This is a genomic window from Marichromatium sp. AB31, assembly GCF_003718685.1.
In the GTDB taxonomy this organism is placed as follows: Bacteria; Pseudomonadota; Gammaproteobacteria; order Chromatiales; family Chromatiaceae; genus Marichromatium; species Marichromatium gracile.
In genome coordinates this window covers 26,208-49,915 of the sequence record NZ_RHFI01000017.1, presented here as the reverse complement: position 1 = coordinate 49,915, position 23,708 = coordinate 26,208, and the positions used below count along the sequence as shown (strand labels likewise).

Here is a 23,708-nt window from a genome sequence, read left to right as displayed (position 1 = left end):
CGTCGGCGCCGGGCGGTTCAGTCGGCCAGGGCCATCACCGCATCCATCTCGACCCCGGCCCCCTTGGGCAGGGCCGCCACCCCGACCACGGCGCGCGCCGGATAGGGCTCGGAGAAGTATTCGGTCATCACCTGGTTGACCACCGGGAAATGACCGAGATCGGTGAGGAAGACATTGAGCTTGACGATGTCGGCGAGGGTGCCGTTGGCGGCCCGGGCAACCGCCGTGAGATTGTCGAAGACCCGCCGCACCTGGGCCTCGATGTCGCCCTCGACCAGGGTCATGGTCTCGGGGACCAGCGGGATCTGGCCCGAGAGATAGACGGTATCGCCGACCCGCACCGCCTGCGAGTAGGTGCCGATGGCCTGGGGGGCCTGATCGGTGGAGATGACGCGTTTGTTCATCGAAGGACCTCAGATGCTCAGGATGGCGCCGACGGGCGTCGGGGATGGCCCACGAAGCGGCGTAAATCGTTATAATCTCAGCCTTGTCGTTCTGGGATCAACCGTCATGCCTGCGCTCTACGAATCGAACATCTCCACACTGCCGCTGCTCGGTCGCGGCAAGGTCCGGGACATCTATGCCGTCGGCGAGGATCATCTGCTGGTGGTCACCAGCGACCGCCTCTCGGCCTTCGACGTGGTGCTCCCGCAGCCGATCCCGGGCAAGGGCGAGGTGCTCACCCGGGTCTCCAACTTCTGGTTCGAGCGCACCGCCGACCTGATCCCCAATCACCTCTCCGACATCCCGGTCGAGGCGGTGATCACCGACCCCGAGACACTCGCCACGCTCGGCGAGCGCGCCATGGTGGTACGCCGCCTCAAGCCGCTGCCGGTCGAGGCGATCGTGCGCGGCTACCTGATCGGCTCGGGCTGGAAGGACTATCGCGCCACCGGCGCGGTGTGCGGCATCGCCCTGCCCCAGGGCCTGCGCCAGGCCGACCAGCTCCCGGAGGCGATCTACACCCCCTCGACCAAGGCCGAGATCGGCGATCACGACGAGAACATCGACTTCGCCCGCACCGTCGAGCTGCTCGGTCGCGAACTGGCCGAGCAGGTGCGCGACACCGCCATCGCCATCTACACCAGCTGCGCGGCCTATGCGCGCGAACGCGGCATCATCATCGCCGACACCAAGTTCGAGTTCGGACTCGACGAGGCGGGCCGGCTGCACCTGATCGACGAGGTGCTCACCCCCGACTCCTCGCGCTTCTGGCCGGCCGACGAGTACCGCCCGGACACCAGCCCGCCGAGCTTCGACAAGCAGTTCGTGCGCGACTATCTCGAGACCCTCGACTGGGACAAGACCCCGCCGGGGCCGGAGCTGCCGCAGTCGATCATCGACCGCACCGCCGCCAAGTATCTCGAGGCCGAGCAGCGCCTGACCGGCGCCTGAGTCCGCCCTCCCCGGGGGTGATCCCACACCCCCGTCGTCCAAGCCCAGCCCCGACCAGCGGGGCACGAAAAGCTGACCTAGGCCGGTATCACACACCTTGTCGATGGCCGGGAGTCGACTAGCATTAGAATCAACGGGGCAATTGTCAGTGGCCCGTGCCCACCGATGATTCATCAGGGGGCAAGCCGTCGAACTGCACGGTGAGCGGTCGGCATCCAGGGGCGGAACACCCTCGACCAGCGTGGCGAACACGGCAGGCCAGGAGCATTGGTGGCACGAGCCGTGTCGTGTCAACGAAGGAGAGAGGGCGATGACCAGTCGAATCCGCACGATCGCGATGATGGGGCTCCCGGCCCTGCTGGTGCTCGGTGGCTGCGGGCAGCAGGATCGCATCACCTACGAGATGCACATCCAACCACTGCTGGAGACCCATTGCGTCGAGTGTCACCTGCCGGGCGGCGCGGGCGCCGAGGCCAGCGGCTTCCAGGTCGTCTCCTACGACACCCTGATGAAGGGCACCAAGTTCGGTCCAGTGGTGGTGCCGGGCGATGCGCTCTCGAGCAGCCTCTACCGTCTGCTCGCCGGCGAGGTCGATCAATCGATCCGCATGCCCCACGGCAAGGATCCACTCGCACCGGAGCAGGTCGCGCTCGTCGAGACCTGGATCGAGCAGGGCGCGCCCGAGCGCTGACCCCTCCAGTCCGGCTCGCCGCAGGCGCGCACGGGACCGGGCCTCAGGCCCCACCCCATCTTGAGCACATGCGCCCGTCCCCACCGGACGGGCGTCTCGGGGTCCCGCGAGGGGCCCCTTCGTCAATGGAGGGATATGGATGAGACTGGCCCGCAACCTGTTTGCCATCTTCGGGGTGCTCTGTCTGCTCGCCATCGGCTATGGCGCCGCACGACTGGCGCCGATCCTCGCGACCTTCGACCCCGGCGCACCCCGGGTCTATGCCGAGTTCGGCCAGCGTCTGCTCGCGACCGGCGACCCCGGCATGGCGATGATGTGGTCGGTCCCCGTCGAAGAGGGGCTCGCGACCGAGGACGTCGTCGACTCGCTCAAGAGCCTCGCCGTCTCCAACAACCTGCTGTTCGTCGGCGAATCGCCCTTCTATCAGCAGATCGAGGCGATCACCGGCGAGCCCTATCGCTATGTCAACTTCCTCTCCTTCTGCGACGCCCGGGTCGGGCGCCAGATGCTCGAGCACCGCAACGAGTACAGCGGCTTCATGCCCTGTCGCATCGCCCTGGTCGAGGACGCCGAGGGACGGCTACACCTCTACAGCATGAACCTCGACCTGCTGATCCACGGCGGTCGCCCGCTCCCCCCGGAGCTTGAGCAGTCGGCCACGCGGGTGCGCGACATCATCTGGAGCATCATGCAGGGGGCGGCGGTCGGCGAGTTCTGATCCACGGGGACGGATTTGACCTCCATCAAGGGGCGATCGACGAGAGCGGACGAGACTGCGCCCGTCCCCGCCGTCAGTGACGCGGGACAGGTCCCGTCCGCCCACAGGAGATCGCCCCATGTATTGCAACCAGTGTGAACAGACCTTCCGCAACAGCGCCTGCGTGAACTCGCCCGGCACCTGCGGCAAGGACGCCGACGTACAGTCGCTGCAGGAGACCCTGCTCTACGGCCTCAAGGGGATGGCCGCCTACGCCCATCACGCACGCCGCCTCGGCCACCACGACGAGACCGTCTCGGCGTTCATCGAGGAGGCGCTGTTCGTCACCATGACCAACGTCAACTTCGACCCCGAGGCGCTGCTCGACTACTGTCTGCGCTGCGGCGAGATGAACCTGCGGGTGATGGAGCTGCTCGACGCGGCCCATGTCGAGACCTTCGGCGCCCCCGCCCCGAGCCGGGTGCGCGAGGGCACCGCGGCCGGTCCCGGCATCCTCGTCACCGGCCACGATCTGCTCGATCTCTGGGAGCTGCTGTGCCAGGTCGAGGGCACCTCGATCCGCGTCTACACCCACGGCGAGATGCTCCCCGCGCACATGTACCCGAAGTTGCGCGATCATCCCAACCTGGCCGGTCACTACGGCGGCGCCTGGCAGGATCAGAAGCGAGAGTTCGCCGCCTTCCCCGGCCCGGTACTGGCCACCACCAACTGCGTGCTGATCCCGCCCGAGCAGTATCGCGACCGGCTCTACACCATCCGCGCCACCGGCGTCCCCAACGCCCGGCGTCTCCCCGATGGCGACTACTCGGCGCTGATCACCGCCGCCCTGACCTGCCCGCCCTGCCCCGAGGCGCCCGCCGGCGAATCGACCATCGGCTTCCACCGCCAGGTGCTGCTCGATCAGGCACCGACCCTCGTCGAGGCGGTCAGGTCCGGCGCGATCAGCCACTTCTTCGTCATCGGCGGCTGCGACGGTGCCGAGAAGGGGCGCAACTACTTCACCGACTACGCCCGCGCCACCCCGCCGAACTCTTTCATCCTCACCCTCGGCTGCGGCAAGTACCGCATCCGCGACCACGACTACGGCGAGCACCTGGGGCTGCCGCGGCTGCTCGACATGGGCCAGTGCAACGACGCCTATGGCGCCATCGCCGTCGCCGCCGCGCTGGCCGAGGCCTGCGATTGCGGCATCAACGACCTGCCGCTGACCCTGGTGGTGAGCTGGTTCGAGCAGAAGGCGGTGGCGGTGCTGCTGAGCCTGCTGCATCTCGGCGTGCGCGGCATCACCCTCGGCCCCAACCCGCCGGCCTTCATCACCCCCGGTGTGTTCGCGATCCTGCAGCAGCGCTACGACCTGCGCCTGACCGGCCAGGACCCCGCAGGCGATCTGGCGCGCGCGCTGGCCGCGGCCTGAGGCTCACTCCGGCCCGAGCCCAGGCTCGAGCGCGGCGAGTTCGACCAGCCGGGGGCGATCGAGCAGGGTCACATGACGCCCCTCGAGCGCGATCACACCGGCATCAACGAACTGACGCAGCGCCCGCGACAAGGTCTCGGGCTGGATCGACAGACGCGAGGCAAGCACCCCCTTGGGGACCTCCAGACGCAGCGCGCGCCGCTCCGGCGGCAAGCGTTCGAGCAGATAGCGCGCCAGCCGACCGCTGGCGGTGTGCAGGGTGAGATGGTCGATCTCGCCAATCAGGCCACGCAGCCGCTGGCTCAGCGCCCCGAGCAGCAGGAAGCAGGTGTCGACCGATTCGCGCAGCATGGCGGCGAAGTCGGCCGCGTCGATCGCGATCAGCTCGGTCGGCGCGAGCGCGCTCGCGCACACCGGATAGCTCGGGCGGTTGAGGAACATCAGCGCTTCGGCGAAGGTCTGCCCGGGGGAGACGATCTCGATCACCTTGCGCGCGCCATCGGGCGCGAGCCGGTAGAGCTGCATCTGCCCGGCGCATACCAGGAAGAAACGCTCGGCCGCGTCGCCCTGGAGAAACAGCGACTGCTCGGCGGCCAGGGTGAGACGGGTGGTCCGCGCGGCGACCCGCTCGAGCTGCGCCGGTTCGAGCCGCGCGAGCAGGGGCGCGGCGCGCAATGACTCGATGATCTCGCGTTGCGACACTGTCCATCCCCAAGGTTTCGACCGTTCGTCGTCCATGCTAGCGCAGCCGGGCAGGCGACGCAGGCCGGGTATACTCTGGGAGACGCGCGCCGAGCGGCCGCATCCGTGGGGCGCAGCGCCAGCCGATCGCGTCCCGAACGAGAACCCCGCAACGAGACCCAGACATGCTCACGATCTTCTTTGGCGACATCAAGCACGGTCGTCTCTCCCGCCTCGCCTATCTCGGCTGTCACGCCGCCCTGATCGCCCTGCTGGTGCTGGCCAGCTTCGGCCTCGCCAAGGGGCCCGAGGACTCGGCGCTGATCGCCGACATCAAGCTGGCGGTGCTGGTCGCCATCGCCGCCGTGCTGCTGGTCGCCCAGGCCAACATCGCCGCCAAGCGCATCCGTGACGCCGGGCTGCCCGGTTGGTGGATACTGCTGTTGATTGCGCTGCTCAGCCTGATGATCGGGGCGCTGTTCGGTCACGAGCTGATCGCCGGTCTCGATCTGCTGCTGCTGCTGCTGCTACTGGTGCTGCCGACCGAGGCATTCGGTAGACGCGAGGCCTGAGCCACGCATCGCACCCGCTGGTCCGGCGCGCTACAATGGTGCCCCGACCAGCCTCGGACACCGTCCCCGATGAAAAGGCCGTCGCCCTCCCTCCTGCTCGTCCTCGCGCTCGGCGGCGCGCTGCTGCTGTGGTGGTACATCAGTCGACCCGGACCGCCCCGGGTCGAGTTGGTCGCGGTCAGCGAGGGCGCCATCGAGCGGCTGGTCGCCAACACCCGCGCCGGCACCGTCAAGGCCTGTCGGCGTGCCCGGCTCGCGCCCAGCCTGGGCGGTCAGATCGCCCGTCTCGAGGTCCACGAGGGCGATCGGGTGGGCGCCGGCGAGCTGTTGCTCGAACTCTGGAACCGCGACCTCGTCGCCCGTGTCGAGCTCGCCGAGCGCGAGGCCGAAGCGGCCACGGCCCGCGCCCGCGCCGCCTGTCTGCACGCCGAGCAGGCCGGGCGCGAGGCCGAGCGCCAGCGCCGGCTCGATACCCGTGCGATGACCTCGGAGGAGGCGCTCGACCGCGCCCAGACCGCCGCCCGCGCCGGCGCAGCCGAGTGCGAGGCGGCACGCGCCAACGCCGAGGTCAGCCAGGCCCAGATCGGGGTTGCGCGCGCCGAGCTGGAGCGGACCCGGCTCGTCGCCCCCTTCGCCGGAGTGGTCGCCGAGGTCTCGGGCGAGCTCAACGAGTACGTCACCCCCTCGCCGCCGGGCATCCCCACACCCCCTGCGATCGATCTCATCGACGACGCCTGCTACTACATCTCCGCCCCCATCGACGAGGTCGACGCCGCGCGCATCGCCCTCGGGCTGGAGGCGCGGATCACCCTCGATGCATTCGGCGATCGGGTCTTCGCCGGGGTGGTGCGCCGCATCGCTCCCTATGTCTTCGACCAGGAGAAGCAGGCGCGTACCGTCGAGATCGAGGTGGTGATGACCGAACCGCCGACCGACACGCCACTGCTCGCCGGCTACAGCGCCGACGTGGAGATCGTGGTCGAGCGCCGCGAACAGGTCCTGCAACTGCCCACCGCGGCGATCCAGGCCGGCCTCACGCCAAGCGTGCTGCTGTTCGATCCGACCAGCGGACGACTGCAACGACGCGAGATCCGCATCGGGATCGAGAACTGGGAGCGCACCGAGATCCGCTCCGGTCTCGCGCCCGGCGACCGCGTGGCGCGCACGCTCGGCGGTGAGGACGTGACCGACGGCGCTCGTATCGAGCCGGCGCCATGATCGCGCTCCGGGGGATCAGTCGCAGCTTCCGTGTCGGCGAGCAGCAGGTGCGGGCTCTGCATGGGGTGGAGCTGGATATCGACACTGGCGACTATGTCGCTATCATGGGCCCGTCGGGATCGGGCAAGAGCACCCTGCTCAACATCCTCGGTCTGCTCGACCGCCCGGACCAGGGCCGCTACCGGCTCGACGACATCGAGACCACCGGCCTCGACGAGGAGGCGCGCGCTGCGCTGCGCGGCAACCGCATCGGTTTCGTCTTCCAGTCCTTCCACCTGATCCCGCGACTGAGCGCCGCGGAGAACGTCGAGCTGCCGCTGATGCTCGCCGGCATCGCACCCGCGGCGCGAGGCGAGCGAGTCGCCCAGGCGCTCGACCGGCTGGGGCTGACCGACCGCGCCGACCACCGCCCCGACCAGCTCTCCGGCGGCCAGCGCCAGCGCGTGGCGATCGCCCGGGCCACGGTGATGCAACCGGGGCTGCTGCTCGCCGACGAACCCACCGGCAACCTCGACCGACGCTCGGGCGATGAGGTGATCGCCACCCTCGAGGCGCTCAACGACCAGGGCGTCACCCTGGTGGTGGTCACCCACGACCCGGTCGTGGGCGGACGCGCCGGACGGCGCATCGACATGGAGGACGGCGGCATCCGTGCCCACTGACGGTCCACACCGAGGCCTCTGCATGGACGCACGTGCACCAGGACGGCAGGATTCGCCCCATCGCACTTCGCGATCCCCGGCAACACACCTGTACCAGGCACCCTCGCCATGCCCATGCCACTGCAGTCGCTGAAGCGCCTGCTCGAGACGCCACAGCGCTTCGCTCGGGACCCGCTGCTGTTTCGTCGCGCGCAGCTGCTCAACTTCATTCTGCTCACGCTCACTGCGCTGATGAGCGTTGCCGCACTGTTCAACCTCATCATCATCGGCGACTCGAGACTCGCCCTGATCGAGCTGGCGATGGTCGTAGCCATACTGCTGGCGCTGTGGCGCTTTCGCCGTCACGCCAGCCTGCAGGGGCCGGCGTGGCTGGCCTCGTCCTCCGCGGGCGCGATGCTGCTGTATCTGATCGTCCATACCGAGGGCGACACCAACCCTTATGTGCTGCTGTTGCTCTACCCCTTGTTCGTCTATCCACTGCACGGTCTGCGCGCGGCCACCCTCGCTTACCTGCTATTCATCGCCGCGGTCCTCACCACCTTCGTCTACGGCTGGGGGCACTGGAGCATCACCTGCCCCGCCCAGACGCTGTTCAACATCACCGTCGCGCTACTCATCGGCGGCGGCATCATCCATTATTACGAGCACACCCGCGAAGAGGCGCTCAACCGGATACGCATCCTGTCGATGACCGACCCGCTCACCGGCATCTGGAACCGCACCATGTTCGACGAGATGCTCGCGCGCGAGATCGCCAAGACCGGTCGTCATCAGCGCTGTTTCTCGCTGATCCTGCTCGATCTCGACCACTTCAAGCGAATCAACGACACCCTGGGACACGATGTCGGCGACGCGGTACTGCACGAGTTCGCGCAGCTGCTCGCCACACGCACGCGCGCCAGCGACAGTCTGGCGCGCTGGGGCGGCGAGGAGTTCGCGCTGATCCTGCCCGACACCTCGCGCCGTCAGGCCGAGCAGCTCGCACGCGACCTGCTCGGGACCGTCCGCGCACACCGTTTCCCCCGTGCCGGACGGGTCACCGCAAGCCTCGGGGTCGGCACCTTCTGTCCCGGCAACGACCGCGCGACCTTCTTCCGCGCAATCGATCAGGCCCTCTATCGCGCCAAGCGTCAGGGGCGCGACCGCTATGCCATGACCGAGGACGACCAGGCAGCCGACTGATGCGCCCCCGCGACACCGCCACCACCGCACTGCGCGCGCTCGTCGCCCACCCCGGCCGCGCCGCGCTGACCCTGCTGGCCGTCGCCCTCGGCTGCGCGGCGGTGGTCGTCCTGTCGGGGATCGGCGATGGCGCGCGCCGCTTCGTGCTCGACGAGTTCAGCCAGCTCGGCACCCGGCTGCTGATCGTCGTCCCCGGGCGCAACGAGACCACCGGGGGCGCACCACCCCTGCTCGGCGAGACCCCACGCGACCTCACCCTGGACGACGCCCTGGCGCTGCTGCGCGCCCCGGGGGTCGCGCGGGTCGCCCCGGTAGCGATGGGCGAGGCCCCGGTGTCGACCGGGGCGCTGGCGCGCGAGGTCGGCATCCTCGGCACCACCGCCGACTATCTCGCCATCCGCGAACTGACGCTGGCCGCCGGGCGCTTTCTGCCCGGCGCCGATCCCGGGCGCGCGGCGCCGGTGGCGGTGCTCGGCGCGACCCTGGCGCGCGAGCTGTTCGGCACCGCCAGCCCGCTCGGGCAGCGCATCCGGATCGCCGACCGGCGCTTCCGGGTGATCGGCGTGCTCGCCGGCGGCGGTGTGTCGCTGGGCACCGACATGGCCGACCTGGCACTGATCCCGGTGGCCTCGGCCCAGGCGGTGTTCGACAACCCCGGGCTGTTCCGGGTGCTGGTCCAGGGGCGAGTCGGCGCCGATCTGACGGTCACCGCCGAGCAGATCCGTGCCATCGTCCGCGACCGCCACGAGGGCGAGGACGATGTCACCGTGATCACCCAGGACGCGCTGCTCGGTACCTTCGACCAGATCCTCTCGACGCTCACCCTGGCGGTGGCGGCGATCGCTGCGATCAGCCTGGTGGTCGCCGGGGTGTTGATCATGAACGTGATGCTGGTGTCGGTCTCCCAGCGCAGCGCCGAGGTCGGGCTGCTCAAGGCGCTGGGGGCGAGTGCGGCCCAGGTGCGCGCGCTCTTCCTCACCGAGGCCCTGATACTCGGTGCGCTCGGCAGTCTCGCCGGGCTGGGGTGCGGTCACGCCCTGCTCTGGCTGATCGACCGCCAGTTCGCCGGGTTCACCCTCGCCGCACCCCTCTGGGCGAGCCTGGCGGCGGTGCTCACCGCACTGGGCAGCGCGCTGGTGTTCGGACTGCTGCCGGCACGACGGGCCGCGCGGCTCGATCCGGTCGCGGCGCTCAACGGTCGTTGAGGCACGGAACGATGCGCACCACGGACCTGATGCGTTATGCCCTGGGCGCGGTCGGCGAGCGCCCCGGTCGCAGCCTGTTGACGGTGCTCGGGATCGCCATCGGGGTCGCCGCGGTGGTGCTGCTGACGGCGATCGGCGAGGGCGTGCACCGCTTCGTGCTCGCCGAGTTCAGCCAGTTCGGCACCAACCTGATCGCCGTCTCGCCGGGACGCACCACCACCCTGGGGATGTCCGGGGCGCTGGTCTCCAACGTCCGGCCACTGAGCCTGGAGGATGCCCGTGCGCTCGCGCGTCTCCCCGAGGTCGAGGCAGTGGTCCCCGTGGTGCAGGGCAATGTCGCCGTCGAGCACGCCGGGCGCAGCCGCCGCACCACGGTGTTCGGCGCCGGTCCCGGGGTCCCCGAGATCTGGTCGATGCGGCTGGCCAGCGGTCGCTTCCTCCCCGAACGCGGCGCCAATCCGCCGGCCTTCGCGGTGCTGGGGGCGGAGCTGGCGGTGCAGCTGTTCGGCCAGCACTCGCCGCTCGGCGCCCGTATCCGCGTCGGCGGCGAGCCCTATCGGGTGATCGGGGTGATGGCGCGCAAGGGCCAGATGCTCGGCTTCGACCTCGACGACACCCTCTACATCCCCGCCGAGCGGGCGCTGGCACTGTTCGACCGCGACAGCCTGATGGAGATCGACCTGCTCTACGACCGTCATGCCGACAGCGCGGTGGTGGCCGAACGGGTGCGCGCGCTGCTGATCCGTCGTCATGGCACCGAGGACTTCACCATCACCACCCAGGACCAGATGCTCGCGGTACTCGGGTCGGTGCTCGGCGCGCTGACCACGGTGGTCGGGGCGCTCGGCGCGATCTCGTTGCTGGTCGGCGGGATCGGCATCCTCACCATCATGACCATCGCCGTCGGCGAGCGTCGGCGCGAGATCGGGCTGCTGCGCGCGCTCGGCGCCGGACGCGAGCAGATCCGCTGGCTGTTCCTGCTCGAGGCGATGCTGCTGGCGCTGCTCGGCGGACTCGTCGGACTCGCCATCGGCGCACTGGTGGTGGTGCTGCTCGGGCTCGCACTGCCGGGGCTGCCGCTGCAACCGGCCTGGGACTTCGTGTTGCTGGCCGAGTGCGGCGCACTGCTGCTCGGGCTGGTCGCCGGGGTCGTCCCGGCGCTGCGCGCGGCGCGACTCGACCCGGTGCGGGCACTGCACGAGCAATGAGCCGCGCGGGTTGGACGGAAAGGGGAACTGGGGTTAGAGTCGCCGAAACACTCGGCGGTGGAGCACGATGATGCCGACCCCAGCACCCGCACAACCGCTTCGCGATCCAGCAGCAGCCCTTGCCAGCGTGGGCGGCGACGCTGAGCTCGCCCACGAGCTGTTCTGCGCCCTGCGCGCGGAGCTGCCGGCCGAACTCGAGGCGCTGCGCGCCTGTCGAGCCGAGAGCGACTGGCCGGGCCTGGCCGACTACGTCCATCAGATGCGCACGGTCATCCGCTACTGTGGCGTACCGGCACTCGATGCCGCACTCGACGCGCTCGAGCGCGCCGCTCGCATCGGTGACGCCCTGCGCATCGATCACGATATCGAGCAGGTCGCGACCCAGGCCGGACGACTGAGCAGCATGCCGGATCGGGAGACGATCGAACACGGATAGAAAGCCAACCAAACCGCACTCGACCTCCCCCCGCCAGTCTCCCTCCTCGCCCGCTCCAGGTGCACCCTTTTCCGCTCCCGCCGACGCCTCAGAGGCCCCGGCGAGCCAACAGGCACGGCCCGGCAATCAGATTCTCTGATAGCGAAAACAAAGATTTAAATGAAACAAAATCCACGAGCGGGTTGATTCGTGGTGTCAGCCCTGTAGGATAAAACCCTCTTCCAGTCGGGGCCACCCCGACCATCATCCGGCGGCATCCAGCTGCCACTTCGAGTGCGCAATCGCGCTGTTTTCAGTGAGCGCCCCCTGTATACCAGGGTGTATTCCGGCGCCAGAAGAAGACCTCTCGTGTATCGCCATGCCGTGCGCCATCTCCGCACTGGCCACTGAATCGCCACCCCGCGAGGCGTACACACGTCATCACCACCGACCCGAGCAGGCCCAGGAGCGACGCCATGTACAACCCCACGCATACCCAGCAGGACTATGGCAACGACCCGCTTGCAGTCAGACACACCGATCACTACCAGGCCGAATACATCCAGTCCTTCGTCGAGAAGTGGGACCAGCTGATCGACTGGGACGGACGCGCCCAGAGCGAGGGCGACTTCTTCGTCCGGGTACTGCGCGAGCACGGTGCACGCAAGGTGCTGGATGTGGCCACCGGCACCGGCTTCCACTCGGTCCGGTTGCTCAAGGAAGGGTTCGAGGTCACCAGCGCCGACGGTAATCCCAACATGTTGGCCAAGGCCTTCTCCAACGCCCGCAGCCACGGCAAGCTGCTGCGCACCGTGCAGGCCGACTGGCGCTGGCTCAACCAGGACGTCCACGACTATTACGACGCGGCGATCTGTCTCGGCAACTCCTTCACCCATCTGTTCGACGAGCGCGACCGCCGCAAGGCACTCGCCGAGTTCTACGCCACACTGCGTCACGACGGCATCCTGATCATCGACCAGCGCAACTACGACGCCCTGCTCGATCACCAGGTCGCGCCCAGCCACGACTTCTACTACTGCGGCGACAACGTCCGCGCCACCCCCGAGCACGTCGACGACTCGCTCGCCCGCTTCCGCTACGAGTTCCCCGGCGAGAACGTCTTCCATCTCAATATGTTCCCGCTGCGCAAGAACTATCTGCGCCGGTTGCTGCACGAGGTCGGCTTCCAGAAGGTGACCACCTACGGCGACTTCAAGGAGACCTATCGCGAGGATCAGCCCGATTTCTTCATCCACGTCGCCGAGAAGCGCTATCGCCAGGAGGACGAGAACGCATGAGCACGCCCTACTCCGAGGTCGTCGAGACCGCCCGCAACTATTACAACAGCGAGGATGCCGACAACTTCTACTTCCACGTCTGGGGCGGTGAGGACATCCATATCGGCATCTACCAGCATGCCGAGGAGGCGATCGCCACGGCCAGCCGCCGTACCGTCGAGCGCATGGCGACGGTCGCCGCGCCCATCACCCCGGAGACCCGGGTGCTCGACATCGGCTCGGGATTCGGCGGCGCGGCGCGCTATCTCGCCGCCACCTTCGGCTGCACGGTGACCTGCCTGAACCTCAGCGAGAAGGAGAACGCGCGCAACCGCGCGATGAATCGAGAGCAGGGACTGGAGGATCGCATCGATGTGCGTGACGGCAGCTTCGAGTCGATCCCGCTCGCCGAGACGAGCGTCGATCTGGTGTGGTCGCAGGACGCCATCCTGCACAGCGGCGAGCGCGAGCGGGTGATTGCCGAGGTGGCACGGGTGTTACGCCCGGGCGGGCGCTTCGTCTTCACTGACCCGATGCAGACCGACGACTGTCCGTCAGGGGTGCTGCAGCCGGTGCTCGAGCGTATCCATCTCAGCACACTGGGGTCATTCAGGTTCTATCGTACGACGGCCGTGGACAACGGGCTCGAGGAGGTCGAGATCATCGATCTCACCGAACAGCTGGCGGTTCACTATAGCCGGGTCGGGGAGGTGCTGGAGAGGTCGCGCGAACAGCTGGCAGGGAAGATCTCGGCGAATTATGCCGCGCGCATGCAGGACGGTCTCACGCGCTGGGTCGAGGCGGGGCGCGCCGGCTATCTGCGCTGGGGGATCATGCACTTTCGTAAACGCACCGACTGAATCGGCTCACATCCGACGGGCATGGGCGTCGGGAGAACAGCGGATCGGGTGACGGGCACCCGATCCGCGCCCTGATCGGCCCGGGCCCCAGGGGCCGGGCCAGGATCAGGCTCAGACCGGGTTGACGTTCTCGGCCTGGGGGCCTTTCGGGCCCTGGGTGACCTGCATGGTCACCTGCTGACCCTCGAGCAGGGTCTTGCGGCCACCAGCGCCATTGATCGCGCTGTAATGCACGAAGACGTCCTTGCCGCCTTCACGCGCAATAAAACCGTAACCCTTCTCGTCGTTGAACCACTTAACCGTCCCGGAAACCATTTCGCCTGGCATATCAACCTCATCACAATATAAAGCACCGGCATTCATCTCGCCGGTATTGCTAAAAATCCGCGTCCCGCACGCAATTACGAGCGCGGCTTCATCACCCTGTCACGGACAGGATGACGAATCGAACGGGAGCCACGCAGGCATCCCGCAATCGGTGGCGACACCAGGTGTCGCACCATATCCGTTATCGACCCGTGTCGATGAACGAGACCAGGCTTCCGCGGCGTGCCGAGCGCCACACACCACTCAGTGGCGTGCGAAATGCCGTTCGGCATACCTCCACGAGCACGGACGACCTGTCATCACACACTGATGACCATGGCTGTCCTGACCGGGGGAAGGGGCATCATCGTGACCGAGCATCAACCGTTCGGCAGCGACGCTCACACAGAGCGGCAGTCGCTTTCGCGGTGATCTCAAGGCCCGTGGCCCCATGCGATTGATCGGGCGGTATTGGTTCCGAGCGGGACGACCACTGGCCACCTAGGGCGGCACTGGGCCGGTTCGCCGGGCCCGCGGCCAACATGACCGTCAACCCGACACCGGACTCCGACTCCATGGGGTCCCGCGTAACTATCCTTCCATCAAGCACACGCATCCGGCGTATTCGTTCTCGAGGTGATGCGTCCTGCATCACCAGTGCTTCTTCGTCATTATGCGATTCTATTTGGCCAGTGTAAACCGGAGAACGTAATCGCAACATGGGCGTTCGCCGTCATCCCTTTTGCACCGTTTCATTATCACCACATCATCACCAGGACCACTCAGGCAACACGGCCAGCGGCTGTCATTGCTATCGGGACGAACATGATGGATACACCTCGCCTGTTCCACGCAAGACGACAGCCATGCGGTCGGGACAACGAGCGTTGGGGGAAATGCGATGGTGATCGGCGGTGATACCGCGAGTGGGGGAAATGCGACGGAGGCGGCCTTCAGTAAAGCGGAATCGAAATTCTCATGCTGGCTAGTGTAACCCTGAATCCCGCCCTTGGCGACGAAAATCTGCGTCTGGCGCACCGCACGCTCAGGATTCGATGAAGCTCGACTCGGACTCGATGCGTTGAACCGCCGGGTACATCAGGTCCTGATAGGGCATGCTGACGAAGTGCCCCTGGATGGCATCGACCCCGGCGCTGAACAGCATCGGCAGCAGCCGGGCGCTCTCCACCGCCAGCGCGATCACCTGGATGTCGCGGGCATGGGCGCAACCGACCAGACGGTCGAGATCCCGCTGTTCGACCTCGCCCTCGACCAGACCACGGGTGATCCTGCGGTTGAGCTTGACATGGGTCATCAGCCCGCCGTGACGCTCGAGAAAGCGACAGTCGCCGACACCGGGGTCTTCCAACAGGAGACCATGACGATTGAGACGCAGCAGCTCGGCGAGTTGCTCCACCCCCTCGGGTTCGCGCACGAAGGCATCGCGATGGAGCTCGACCACGATCGAGCCCGAGGAGATACGCGCCGCCGAGGTGAAGCCGCCGATGGCCTTGATCAGGGCGCGCGAACGCAGGGTCTCGGTAGCGAGGTTGACGAACAGCATGGCATCGGCGCGACCGGCACCTTGCAGCTCCTCGAGGATGGTCAGCGCCCGCCGGTAGATCCACAGATCGATCTTGCCCATCCAGCCCGCCTCGGCGATGGTCGGCAGGAAGTCGCCGGGCAGCATCAGCGCCCCGGACTCGTCCTTGAGCCGCACCAGTGCCTCGAACTGACTGCGGGCCCGCTCGGGCGCCTCGAGCGGCACGATCGGCTGGAACTCGAGGGTCAGACCGCCCTCATCGATCAGCGACTTGATCCGCAACTGCTCGGCCGACAACCCGGACTCGTGGACGGTGGTTTCGGCGACGAACTCGGTCTGGGGCTCGGAATCATGGGTCGCGGCCTTGCTCAGGTCGGTGATGGTCGGGATCACCACAGCACGCCCTCCTCGCCGCCCCTCACGACTGTCGGCATGCCCCGGCGCCACCCCCGGCGATGCGGTCTCGACCTGCTCGAGCATGCGCAAGCGCCGGCGCAGCACGGCATTGCCGAGTTCGCGCTCGCAGACCATCAGCAAGTGGTCGGTATCGCCCTTCATCACCACATCGGCCGCGCCCCACCGATAGCCCTCGGCCGGCGAGAGCTGGCTGTCTCTGGGCTTGATCAGCACCACCGATGCATCGAGGACGTCACCGATCGTATCAAGACGCTCATCGAGGGCCAGATCGAAGAAGGACCCGGCCTCACACAACACCAGATCCCAGTGTCCCGGTTCGCTCAGGGCCTGATCGAGCGACGCCTGATCACTGGCCGCGTTCAGCGCAACCTTGACCCCCCGGCGACCGAGCAACGCAGGGATGCGTAGCTTGAAGGGTTCGGGGTCCACACACAGGATGTGCTTTTTCTCGATCATCCAAGGTCCATTGGTGAGTGGTTGCGCCAGCAGCGAGTCCAATGCGCAAAAATAAGTCGAGCACAGAACTAACGCAACCCCAAAGGATCGACCGCGCCAGCACAACACCCCGTCCCGAGATGAATCGAAGGCGTCAGACTCCTGTCGAATCACAACGCCAGACGGCCGTCACCGGCAACATCGGGCATCCCCGCCTAGACCTCAGCGGTCGCAATCATCTTCGGCCGCTTGCGGATCCGCTCCCAGACCAATTCGTGGAAGAAATAGGCCACGGTGTTGATCATCGGCTCGACCAGGGCGATGGCGCCGCCGACGACCCAGCTGCCGGTCATCACATAGGCCACGGTGAAGGCCACCGTCATGTGCACCGCGCCGAAGGTGAGTGTCTTGATCATGGTCGCTACCCTCCTCGATTACCTTGAGGACAAGCATAGACCCAGACCGCCTCTAAATGAAATAGATTCTCATTTACACCCCAATAGGCATGGACGATCACGCCCTGGCCCGGCACTCAGCGCCCGGCCTCGACGAGGAGACAATGGACACGATGCGTCGCACTGACCGCCCGCCCCTCGGGATAGGCCAGGGCGCACTCGGGGCGTGCCTCGGGGCAGCGCGGATGGAAGTGACAGCCTGGCGGCGGCGCACTCGGCGAGGGCATGTCGCCCTCCAGACGCAGGGTACGCCGCTCGGCCCGGGGGTCGGCCACCGGCACCGCCGAGAGCAGCGCGCGGGTATAGGGATGACGCGGACGCTCGAGGATCTCATCGACCCTTCCCCGCTCGACCACCCGGCCCAGATACATCACCGCGACCTCGTGGGCGAGATAGGCGACCACCGACAGGTCATGGGTGATGAACAGATAGGACAGACCGAGACGGGCCTGGAGATCCTTGAGCAGGTTGAGGATCTGCGCCTGCACCGAGACGTCGAGCGCGCTGGTCGGCTCGTCGCAGACGATCACCCTGGGGTCGACGGCGAGCGCGCGGGCGATACAGATGCGCTGACGCTGCCCGCCGGAGAACTCGTGCGGATAGCGCTCGACGGCCGCACCCGGCATCCCTACCAGCTCGAGCAGCTCGGCGGCGCGGCGCAGCCGCTCCGGGCGGGTGCGCGCCAGCCCCAGCGCTTGCAGCCCCTCGCCGATCACGTCACCGACCAGCATGCGCGGATTCATCGAGGCGTGCGGGTCCTGGAAGATGATCTGCAGGTCCTTGCGGAAGCGGCGCATCCGGCGATGGCCGAGCCCAGCCAACTCGTGGCCCTGGTAACGGATCGAGCCGGCGGTGGGCGCGATCAGCTGCAGCAGCGCCTTGCCGGCAGTGGTCTTGCCGCAGCCGGACTCGCCGACCAGCGCCAGGGTACGGCCCGGGCGCAATTGCAGTGACACCCCGTCGACCGCGCGCACCTGCCCGACCACCCGGCGCAGCACCCCACGATGGATCGGGAAGTGCACCTTGAGATCGGCGACCTCGAGCAGCGGGGCCGCATCCTCCCCGGCGGGCGCATGCTCACCCTCCGCCACCGCAGGCGCGGCCACGGTGGCGGCGTCGACCTGGTCGGCGTCCCACAGATGGCAGCGCACCCAGTGCCCCGCCCCGGCCTCGTGCCAGGGCGGCAACTGCTCGGCGCAGCGCGCGAGCGCGCGCGGACAGCGCTCGACGAAGCGACAGCCGGTGAACGCGCGATCGAGCGGCGGCACCCGCCCGGGGATGGCCGCAAGCCGCGCGCCGCGCTTGTCCGCCGTCGGCAGGCTGTCGAGCAGCATGCGGCTGTAGGGGTGCGCGGGCGCGGCGAAGAAGGCGGCGGTGGTTGCCGTCTCGACGATCTCGCCGGCATACATCACCGCCAGCCGCTCGGCGGTCTCGGCCACCACCCCGAGGTCGTGGGTGATCAGCAACACCGCCAGCCCGCTTTGCTGCTGCAGGGTCTTGAGCAGGCCCAGCACCTGCGCCTGGATGGTGACATCGAGCGCGGTGGTCGGCTCGTCGGCGATCAGCAGCTCGGGATCACCGGCGAGCGCCATGGCGATCATCACCCGCTGTTTCATCCCGCCCGAGAGCTGGTGCGGATACTCGCGCGCGCGCCGCTCGGGGTCGGGGATGCCGACCGCGTGCAGCAACTCCAACACCCGCGCATCCACCGCCGCAGCAGCGGCGCCCGCGTGCAGCCGCACCGCCTCGGCGATCTGCGCGCCGATCCGCATCACCGGGTTGAGCGAGGTCTGCGGCTCCTGGAAGATCATCGCCAGACGCGCGCCACGCACCCGGCGCATCTCGGCCTCGCTGAGCCGCAGCAGGTCGACCCCGTCGAGTCGCACCGCACCGGACTCGATCCGTCCCGCCGGCGGCAGCAACCGCATCAGCGACAGCGCGGTCATCGACTTGCCGCAGCCCGACTCGCCGAGCAGCGCGAAGGTCTCGCCGCGCGCCAGCTCCAGTCGCAGGTCGTCGACCACCCGCGCCGCGCCGATGGTGGTACTCAGCCCCTCGACCTCGAGCAGCGGCGCGCTCATCGCCAGCCCCCCGGGACGACGAGGATGACGGACGCGTGGCGACGATGGCGGATCACGGCGAGGGACCTCCGGGGTTGGGTGGACACGACGGCTCAGGCGGCGCCGCGCAGGCGCGGGTCGAAGGCATCGCGCACCACGTCGGCAAACAGGTTGGCGGCGAGCACCAGGGTGAACATGAACACGAAAGCGGCGCTCAGCGACCACCACACCACCGGTTCGCGCGCCAGCTCCAGCCGCGCGCCGTTGATCATGTTGCCCCAGCTGTTCATGGTCGGGTCGACCCCGATGTTGACATAGGAGAGCACCGCCTCGGCCAGCACCAGACCGCTGAAGTCGAGCACCAGGGTGATCAGCACGATGTGCATCACGTTGGGCAGGATGTGACGACCGATGATGGTGAAATGACCGACCCCGAGCGCGCTGGCGGCCTGGACATAATCCGACTCGCGCAGCTTGAGCGTCTCGCCCCGCAGCAACCGGCACAGCCCGGTCCAGCTGGTCACGCCGAGGATCAGACAGAGAAAGAGCAGGCGCAGGTCGGCGCGCTCGACCAGGCTGGCGAAGTCCTCGGCGTGGTTGCTCATGTAGACCTGCAGCATCAGCACCGCCGCGGCGATCAGCAACACCCCGGGGATGGCGTTGAGGGTGGTGTAGAGATACTGGATCAGGTCATCGACCCAGCCCCTGAAGTAACCGGCCATGATCCCCAGCAGCAGCGCCGCGGGCAGCATCACCAGGGTGGTCAGGGTGCCGATCAGCAGCCCGGTGCGCACGCTCTTGAGCGCCTGGTAGAGCACGTCCTCGCCGACCTTGTCGGTGCCGAGGACATGATAGTGACCGGCGAGCAGCGCCACCGCCCCGCCGAGCGCCAGGATCGACGCCAGGGTGAGCAGCGCCGCACGCCACGGCACCTCGGTGCGCCCGGCTTTGATGCGCGCGCGCATCAAAGCCGGGGTGATGCCGCGCCGCCGCGCCAGTGCCGCGCTCAGCGCGAACAGGATCGCCCCCCACAGCGCCAGCCCCAGCAGCGCGCCGAGCAGCCCGCGCCAGAGGATGTCGAGACCACGCGCGGCGGGGTCGTCGAGATGGGCGCCGCCGTGCACCAGACGGGGATAATCGCGCAGCACCCGGCCATCGGGCAGCTCGATCGCCTCCTTGACGTAGAGATGGGTGGCGAAGGGCGCCGAGTAGGTCTTCTCCGACTGACTGCGCAGCCCGGCGAGCGCCAGGTCGAGCAGGCTCAGCACCTCGGGCGAGTAGCGCGTCTCGGCGCTCGTCGCGCCGGACTGGTCAGCGAGACGCAGCCGCAGATGCACCGAGTCGAGCACCGCGACCAGCAGATAGCAGCCGAGCACCACCAGGGTGACCACCCCGATGCGCGAGCGCGCCACCCGACGCCAGGGCGCGCGCAGGTGCTCGTGACGCGCGGCGTGCCAGGCAAACCCGCCGAGCAGCGCCAGCAACAGATAGAGCAGCGCGTCGGTCCACAGCACCACCGGCATCAACGGCATGGCATCGCTCCACTCATTGCAACCGCACCCGTGGGTCGGCGAGGGTGTAGGAGATGTCGGTGAGGATCAGCCCGAGGATATAGAGCACGGCGCCGAGGAACACCATCGAGCGAACGATGGCGAAGTCCTGGTTGCTGATCGCATCGATGGTGTAGCTGCCCAGCCCCGGGATGGCGAAGAAGGACTCGGTGATCAGGCTACCCATGAACAGCAGCGGCAGCACCACCACCACCCCGGTGAGGATCGGGATCAGGGCGTTGCGCAACACGTGGCGGAACAGCACCAGGCGCTCGCCCAGCCCCTTGGCGCGGGCGGTACGGACATAGTCGCGACCGATCTCCTCGAGAAACAGGGTGCGATACCAGCGTGTCCCCGCACCGATACCGCCGATCACCCCGACGATCACCGGCAGCACCAGGAACTTCAACCCGGCCAGCCCGCTGTCGTAGCCCGAGATCGGCACCAATTGGAACAGCTTACCGAGCAGGAACTGGCCGCCGATGATGTAGAACAGCCCCGAGATCGACATCATCGTCACCAGCAGCACCACGCTGGCCAGATCGACATAGGTGGCGCGGAAGAAGACGATGAACAGCGCATAGCTGATGTTGAAGGCCAGCCCCACCAGCAGCACCGGCAGCGCGATCGCCAGGCTCGGCCACATCCGCTGGGCGATATCACGCCCGATGTCGCGCCCATCGTCGGAGCTGCCGAAGTCGAAGACGAACAGCCGCACCGACTTGTCGAAGAAGATGGTCTCGGTCAGCCGCCCCAGCCCCTCGGCCTCGGCGTTGTAGAGCATCGGCCTGTCGTAGCCGTGATCGGCCTTCCAGGCCGCGACCGCCTCGGCGGTCACCCGCTTCTCGCCGAGATGCATGCGCGCCATATCATCGGGCGAGTTGACCACGAAGAAGAGCACGAAGGTCAGCAGGTTGACCCCGATCAGGATGGGGATGGCATAGAGCAGCCGACGCAGGATATAGGCACTCATAGCGCGCGACTCCGCTCGCGCCGGCGCACCAGCCACCAGGCCGGCAGCAGCAGCGCCAACAGCACGGCGGCGGCCGCGCCCAGCGGCCACAGCACCGGCTGGTTCCAGGCGCGGCGCAGCTCGGCGCGCAGCGCCGGGTCGATACGACGGTACTTGAGGGTGTTGTTGGCCATCTGGTTGGGGTAGGCGTTGTGATACCAGCGGTGATAGAGACTGAAGGCGCGCGGGTGGAAGCCCCAGATCCAGGGCGCGTCGGTACGCGCGATCTCGACCATGCGATCGATCAGCGCCTGGCGCTCGGGGCCGTCCTCGAGGTTGCGCATGCGCTCGAACAGCCGGTCGAACTCGGGGTTGGTGTAGTTGACCGAGTTCTCGCCCTGGTGCTCGACCCGACCGTTGGGGCCGTAGAGCAGGAAGAGGAAGTTCTCCGGGTCGGGGTAGTCGGCGTTCCAGCCCCAGAAGAAGATCTGGCCGGTGCCGTTGCGGATCTTGTCCTGGAAGCGGTTGTAGTCGGTGGAGCGGATCACCAGCTCGATGCCGAGCTTGGCGAACTGTTTGCGCAGCCAGTTGAGTCGTGCGCGGTCGTCGGGACCGGTGGCCACCGCCTCGTAGTTGAGCGTCAGCGCCCGACCGGTGTCGCGATCACGCCCGCCGGGATAGCCGGCCTGGACCATCAGCGTGCGCGCCTCGTCGAGCGAGCGGCGCACCGCCCGCCCCGCCTCCCAGCGATAGACGAAGGGATTGATCCCGGCCTCGCCCGTGCGATGACCGAAGATGCCCGGCGGCAGCGGGCTCTGGGCGACGACGCCACGACCATTGAGGAAGATCGAGATGAACTCCTCCATGTCGACCGCGATCGAGATCGCCCGACGCAGCAGGCGCGCGCGCTGGCCCTCGCCGCCGATCACCGGATCGAGCATGTTGAAGCCCATGAAGAAGATCGTCGGCTCGACCGCGGTCATCAGCTCGACCCCGCGCGCCTCCAGCGTCTCGGTGAGCATGGGGCGGCCGCTGGCATCGACCCGCACCGCCTGATCGAAGGCGTCCGAGGAGATCCCGGAGAAGTCGTAATAGCCCTGGAGGAACTTGTTCCAGCGCGGGATGCTCTCCTTCTCCAGGCTGTAGACGACGCGATCGATGAACGGCAGCGGCGCCCCGGCATCATCGAGGATACCGGCGGCGCGATCGCCCGGCATGCCGCTGTCGGGATAGCGCTCGCCGTGGAAGTTGGGGTTGCGCTCGAGCACCATGCGCAGGTTGGGGTTGTTCTCGGTGAGCATGTAGGGACCGGTGCCGACCGGATACCAGTCGAGCATCAGGTTGCGCTCGCGCATCCCCGGCTGGGCGTAGAAGGCCTCGGCCTCCCAGGGTATGGGCGCGAAGAAGGGCATCGCCAACCAGTAGGAGAACTGCGGGTACTTGCCCTCGAGGGTGATGCGCAACCGATAGCGATCGAGCACCTCGACGCCCTCGAACTCGGTGTCGCGCAGCAGCGCCACCCGGGCGCGCGCCTGCTCCGGGTCCGCGGCCTCGAGCCGCTCGCCGAGCGCGGCGAAGCCGAGGATGTGCTCGCCCATCACCCCGTTGATCGGCGAGTGCAGCCAGGGCGCGGCCAGACGCTTGATCTGATAGGCGAAGTCGGCGGCGACCAGCTCGCGGGTGCCGTGCTCGGCGAAGTCGCCGAGGGTGTCGATCCCGGCGAGCGCGCCGGGCTCGAGGTCGAGATAGCGCGGCGCGCCCTCGGCGTCGCGAGCAAGGGCCGGATGCGGCTGGTAGCGGGTGCCGGGACGGACGTGCAGCTCGTACTCGCTGCGGGCGATCGCCGCGGCGGGCGCGTCATCGGGCAGCGGCTCGCCAGCGGCATCGTAGAAGCGCACCCGCGGCATCTCGGCCAGGGCGAGCGGGATCAGCTGGTAAGGCCGGTGGAGAAAGTGATACTGCAGCGGCGGCTCGTAGATCTGGGCGATGAAGGTGTTTTCATTGACGGTGTAGGAGCGCGCCGGATCGAGATGCTTGGGTCGCTCGCCAAAGGAGCTGTAGAGGGTGTTGCTGGTGGCCGTGTCACGCGGATAGGGATCGTTCCAGGGGCGGTCGTCGCATGCGACCAGCCCCGCGATCAGCAGCGACATCACCGACACCACCCGGATGCCTCGCCACAGCACACGCCATCTCGCCGCCTTGTCCACCATCGGCATCATCGTCCTCACCCGCTTCGCGCCACGACGACCGTCCTCGGTCCCCGGTCACAGGTCTCATCGGCACCGCAGCTCATCGACCTCTCCCTCGCGTACACCCTTCCACCTCAATACGAGTTTCGGTACTGTTATCGGTCCCCGAACCACGGGGTATCGGTTGCGGCCCGAGAGACCGCGAGGCTCGCCGCGCCCGATCCGGCGCCAGCGTCCCGGCCCCGGGTCCCGGGTCCCGACAGGAGCGGGTGTCCGTGCCAGAGCCCCGAGCAACGATCCCCA

Annotated in this window: 22 protein-coding genes; 13 read left to right on the top strand and 9 right to left on the bottom strand. The window is 67.9% G+C overall.

The features are described from left to right. Positions 1 to 17: 17 nt before the first annotated feature. The gene (locus EBL84_RS12475) at positions 18 to 404 is read right to left on the bottom strand and encodes a RidA family protein (RefSeq protein ID WP_123141115.1); all 387 of its coding nucleotides are present in this window, start codon (positions 402 to 404) and stop codon (positions 18 to 20) included. 106 nt (positions 405 to 510) lie between these two features. Between EBL84_RS12475 and EBL84_RS12470 the strand changes: the two genes are divergently transcribed. From EBL84_RS12470 to hcp, 4 genes are all read left to right on the top strand, one after another. After that, the gene (locus tag EBL84_RS12470; RefSeq protein ID WP_123141114.1) at positions 511 to 1,395 is read left to right on the top strand and encodes a phosphoribosylaminoimidazolesuccinocarboxamide synthase; all 885 of its coding nucleotides are present in this window, start codon (positions 511 to 513) and stop codon (positions 1,393 to 1,395) included. 310 nt (positions 1,396 to 1,705) lie between these two features. Continuing rightward, positions 1,706 to 2,086, top strand: coding sequence for a c-type cytochrome domain-containing protein (locus tag EBL84_RS12465; RefSeq protein WP_123141113.1), 381 nt, complete (start codon positions 1,706 to 1,708; stop codon positions 2,084 to 2,086). A 139-nt stretch (positions 2,087 to 2,225) separates the two neighbouring features. Then, positions 2,226 to 2,804, top strand: a complete 579-nt coding sequence (locus tag EBL84_RS12460; protein WP_123141112.1) for a DUF302 domain-containing protein — start codon at positions 2,226 to 2,228, stop codon at positions 2,802 to 2,804. 118 nt (positions 2,805 to 2,922) lie between these two features. Continuing rightward, entirely contained in the window at positions 2,923 to 4,218 is a 1,296-nt protein-coding gene (gene hcp, locus EBL84_RS12455; protein WP_123141111.1) for a hydroxylamine reductase, read from the top strand. Positions 4,219 to 4,221: 3 nt separating this feature from the next. Here the strand turns inward: hcp and EBL84_RS12450 are convergent, their stop codons facing one another. Beyond that, on the bottom strand, positions 4,222 to 4,920 hold the full coding sequence (locus EBL84_RS12450; protein ID WP_123141110.1) for a Crp/Fnr family transcriptional regulator: 699 nt from the start codon (positions 4,918 to 4,920) through the stop codon (positions 4,222 to 4,224). 164 nt (positions 4,921 to 5,084) lie between these two features. Here EBL84_RS12450 and EBL84_RS12445 point away from each other — a divergent pair, with 164 nt between their 5' ends. The 9 genes from EBL84_RS12445 (at position 5,085) to EBL84_RS12405 (ending at position 13,498) form a co-directional block, all read left to right on the top strand. Next, a complete protein-coding gene (locus tag EBL84_RS12445; RefSeq protein WP_123141109.1) occupies positions 5,085 to 5,471 on the top strand; it encodes a DUF805 domain-containing protein in 387 nt (128 codons plus the stop codon). Positions 5,472 to 5,540: 69 nt separating this feature from the next. Next, positions 5,541 to 6,689, top strand: coding sequence for an efflux RND transporter periplasmic adaptor subunit (locus EBL84_RS12440; RefSeq protein ID WP_123141108.1), 1,149 nt, complete (start codon positions 5,541 to 5,543; stop codon positions 6,687 to 6,689). Continuing rightward, positions 6,686 to 7,351 carry an ABC transporter ATP-binding protein gene (locus EBL84_RS12435; RefSeq protein ID WP_123141107.1) on the top strand — a complete coding sequence of 222 codons (666 nt, stop codon included), beginning with the start codon at positions 6,686 to 6,688 and terminating at the stop codon, positions 7,349 to 7,351. Before EBL84_RS12440 ends, EBL84_RS12435 begins: the two co-directional genes overlap by 4 nt. Positions 7,352 to 7,459: 108 nt before the next feature. Continuing rightward, positions 7,460 to 8,533: a diguanylate cyclase gene (locus EBL84_RS12430; protein WP_123141106.1), complete on the top strand. Its 1,074-nt coding sequence runs from the start codon at positions 7,460 to 7,462 to the stop codon at positions 8,531 to 8,533. Beyond that, complete coding sequence (locus EBL84_RS12425; protein ID WP_123141105.1) at positions 8,533 to 9,738, top strand: ABC transporter permease; 1,206 nt, start codon at positions 8,533 to 8,535, stop codon at positions 9,736 to 9,738. The genes EBL84_RS12430 and EBL84_RS12425 overlap by 1 nt, the downstream gene beginning before the upstream one ends. A gap of 11 nt (positions 9,739 to 9,749) precedes the next feature. Beyond that, positions 9,750 to 10,946 (top strand): ABC transporter permease, encoded by a 1,197-nt coding sequence (locus EBL84_RS12420; RefSeq protein ID WP_123141104.1) that lies wholly within the window; start codon positions 9,750 to 9,752, stop codon positions 10,944 to 10,946. A gap of 127 nt (positions 10,947 to 11,073) precedes the next feature. After that, on the top strand, positions 11,074 to 11,382 hold the full coding sequence (locus EBL84_RS12415; protein ID WP_223806077.1) for an Hpt domain-containing protein: 309 nt from the start codon (positions 11,074 to 11,076) through the stop codon (positions 11,380 to 11,382). A 455-nt stretch (positions 11,383 to 11,837) separates the two neighbouring features. Further along, positions 11,838 to 12,659, top strand: coding sequence for a class I SAM-dependent methyltransferase (locus EBL84_RS12410; RefSeq protein WP_123141103.1), 822 nt, complete (start codon positions 11,838 to 11,840; stop codon positions 12,657 to 12,659). After that, the gene (locus tag EBL84_RS12405; protein WP_123141102.1) at positions 12,656 to 13,498 is read left to right on the top strand and encodes a cyclopropane-fatty-acyl-phospholipid synthase family protein; all 843 of its coding nucleotides are present in this window, start codon (positions 12,656 to 12,658) and stop codon (positions 13,496 to 13,498) included. The genes EBL84_RS12410 and EBL84_RS12405 overlap by 4 nt, the downstream gene beginning before the upstream one ends. A 111-nt stretch (positions 13,499 to 13,609) precedes the next feature. Here EBL84_RS12405 and EBL84_RS12400 read toward each other — a convergent pair whose 3' ends face one another. The 7 genes from EBL84_RS12400 to EBL84_RS12370 all read right to left on the bottom strand — a co-directional run bounded on the left by EBL84_RS12400 (position 13,610) and on the right by EBL84_RS12370 (position 23,432). Beyond that, positions 13,610 to 13,813, bottom strand: coding sequence for a cold-shock protein (locus EBL84_RS12400; RefSeq protein WP_190287958.1), 204 nt, complete (start codon positions 13,811 to 13,813; stop codon positions 13,610 to 13,612). A gap of 1,036 nt (positions 13,814 to 14,849) precedes the next feature. Further along, on the bottom strand, positions 14,850 to 16,220 hold the full coding sequence (locus EBL84_RS12395) for an EAL domain-containing protein (protein WP_123141100.1): 1,371 nt from the start codon (positions 16,218 to 16,220) through the stop codon (positions 14,850 to 14,852). A gap of 194 nt (positions 16,221 to 16,414) precedes the next feature. Next, positions 16,415 to 16,615 carry a DUF2061 domain-containing protein gene (locus EBL84_RS12390; RefSeq protein ID WP_123141099.1) on the bottom strand — a complete coding sequence of 67 codons (201 nt, stop codon included), beginning with the start codon at positions 16,613 to 16,615 and terminating at the stop codon, positions 16,415 to 16,417. A gap of 116 nt (positions 16,616 to 16,731) precedes the next feature. Beyond that, positions 16,732 to 18,735, bottom strand: coding sequence for an ABC transporter ATP-binding protein (locus EBL84_RS12385; RefSeq protein ID WP_123141098.1), 2,004 nt, complete (start codon positions 18,733 to 18,735; stop codon positions 16,732 to 16,734). A gap of 92 nt (positions 18,736 to 18,827) precedes the next feature. Then, a complete protein-coding gene (locus tag EBL84_RS12380; protein ID WP_123141097.1) occupies positions 18,828 to 20,246 on the bottom strand; it encodes an ABC transporter permease in 1,419 nt (472 codons plus the stop codon). A 13-nt stretch (positions 20,247 to 20,259) separates the two neighbouring features. Next, positions 20,260 to 21,237, bottom strand: a complete 978-nt coding sequence (locus tag EBL84_RS12375; RefSeq protein ID WP_005224694.1) for an ABC transporter permease — start codon at positions 21,235 to 21,237, stop codon at positions 20,260 to 20,262. Then, positions 21,234 to 23,432 (bottom strand): ABC transporter substrate-binding protein, encoded by a 2,199-nt coding sequence (locus EBL84_RS12370; protein WP_123141134.1) that lies wholly within the window; start codon positions 23,430 to 23,432, stop codon positions 21,234 to 21,236. Before EBL84_RS12370 ends, EBL84_RS12375 begins: the two co-directional genes overlap by 4 nt. Positions 23,433 to 23,708: the final 276 nt, after the last annotated feature.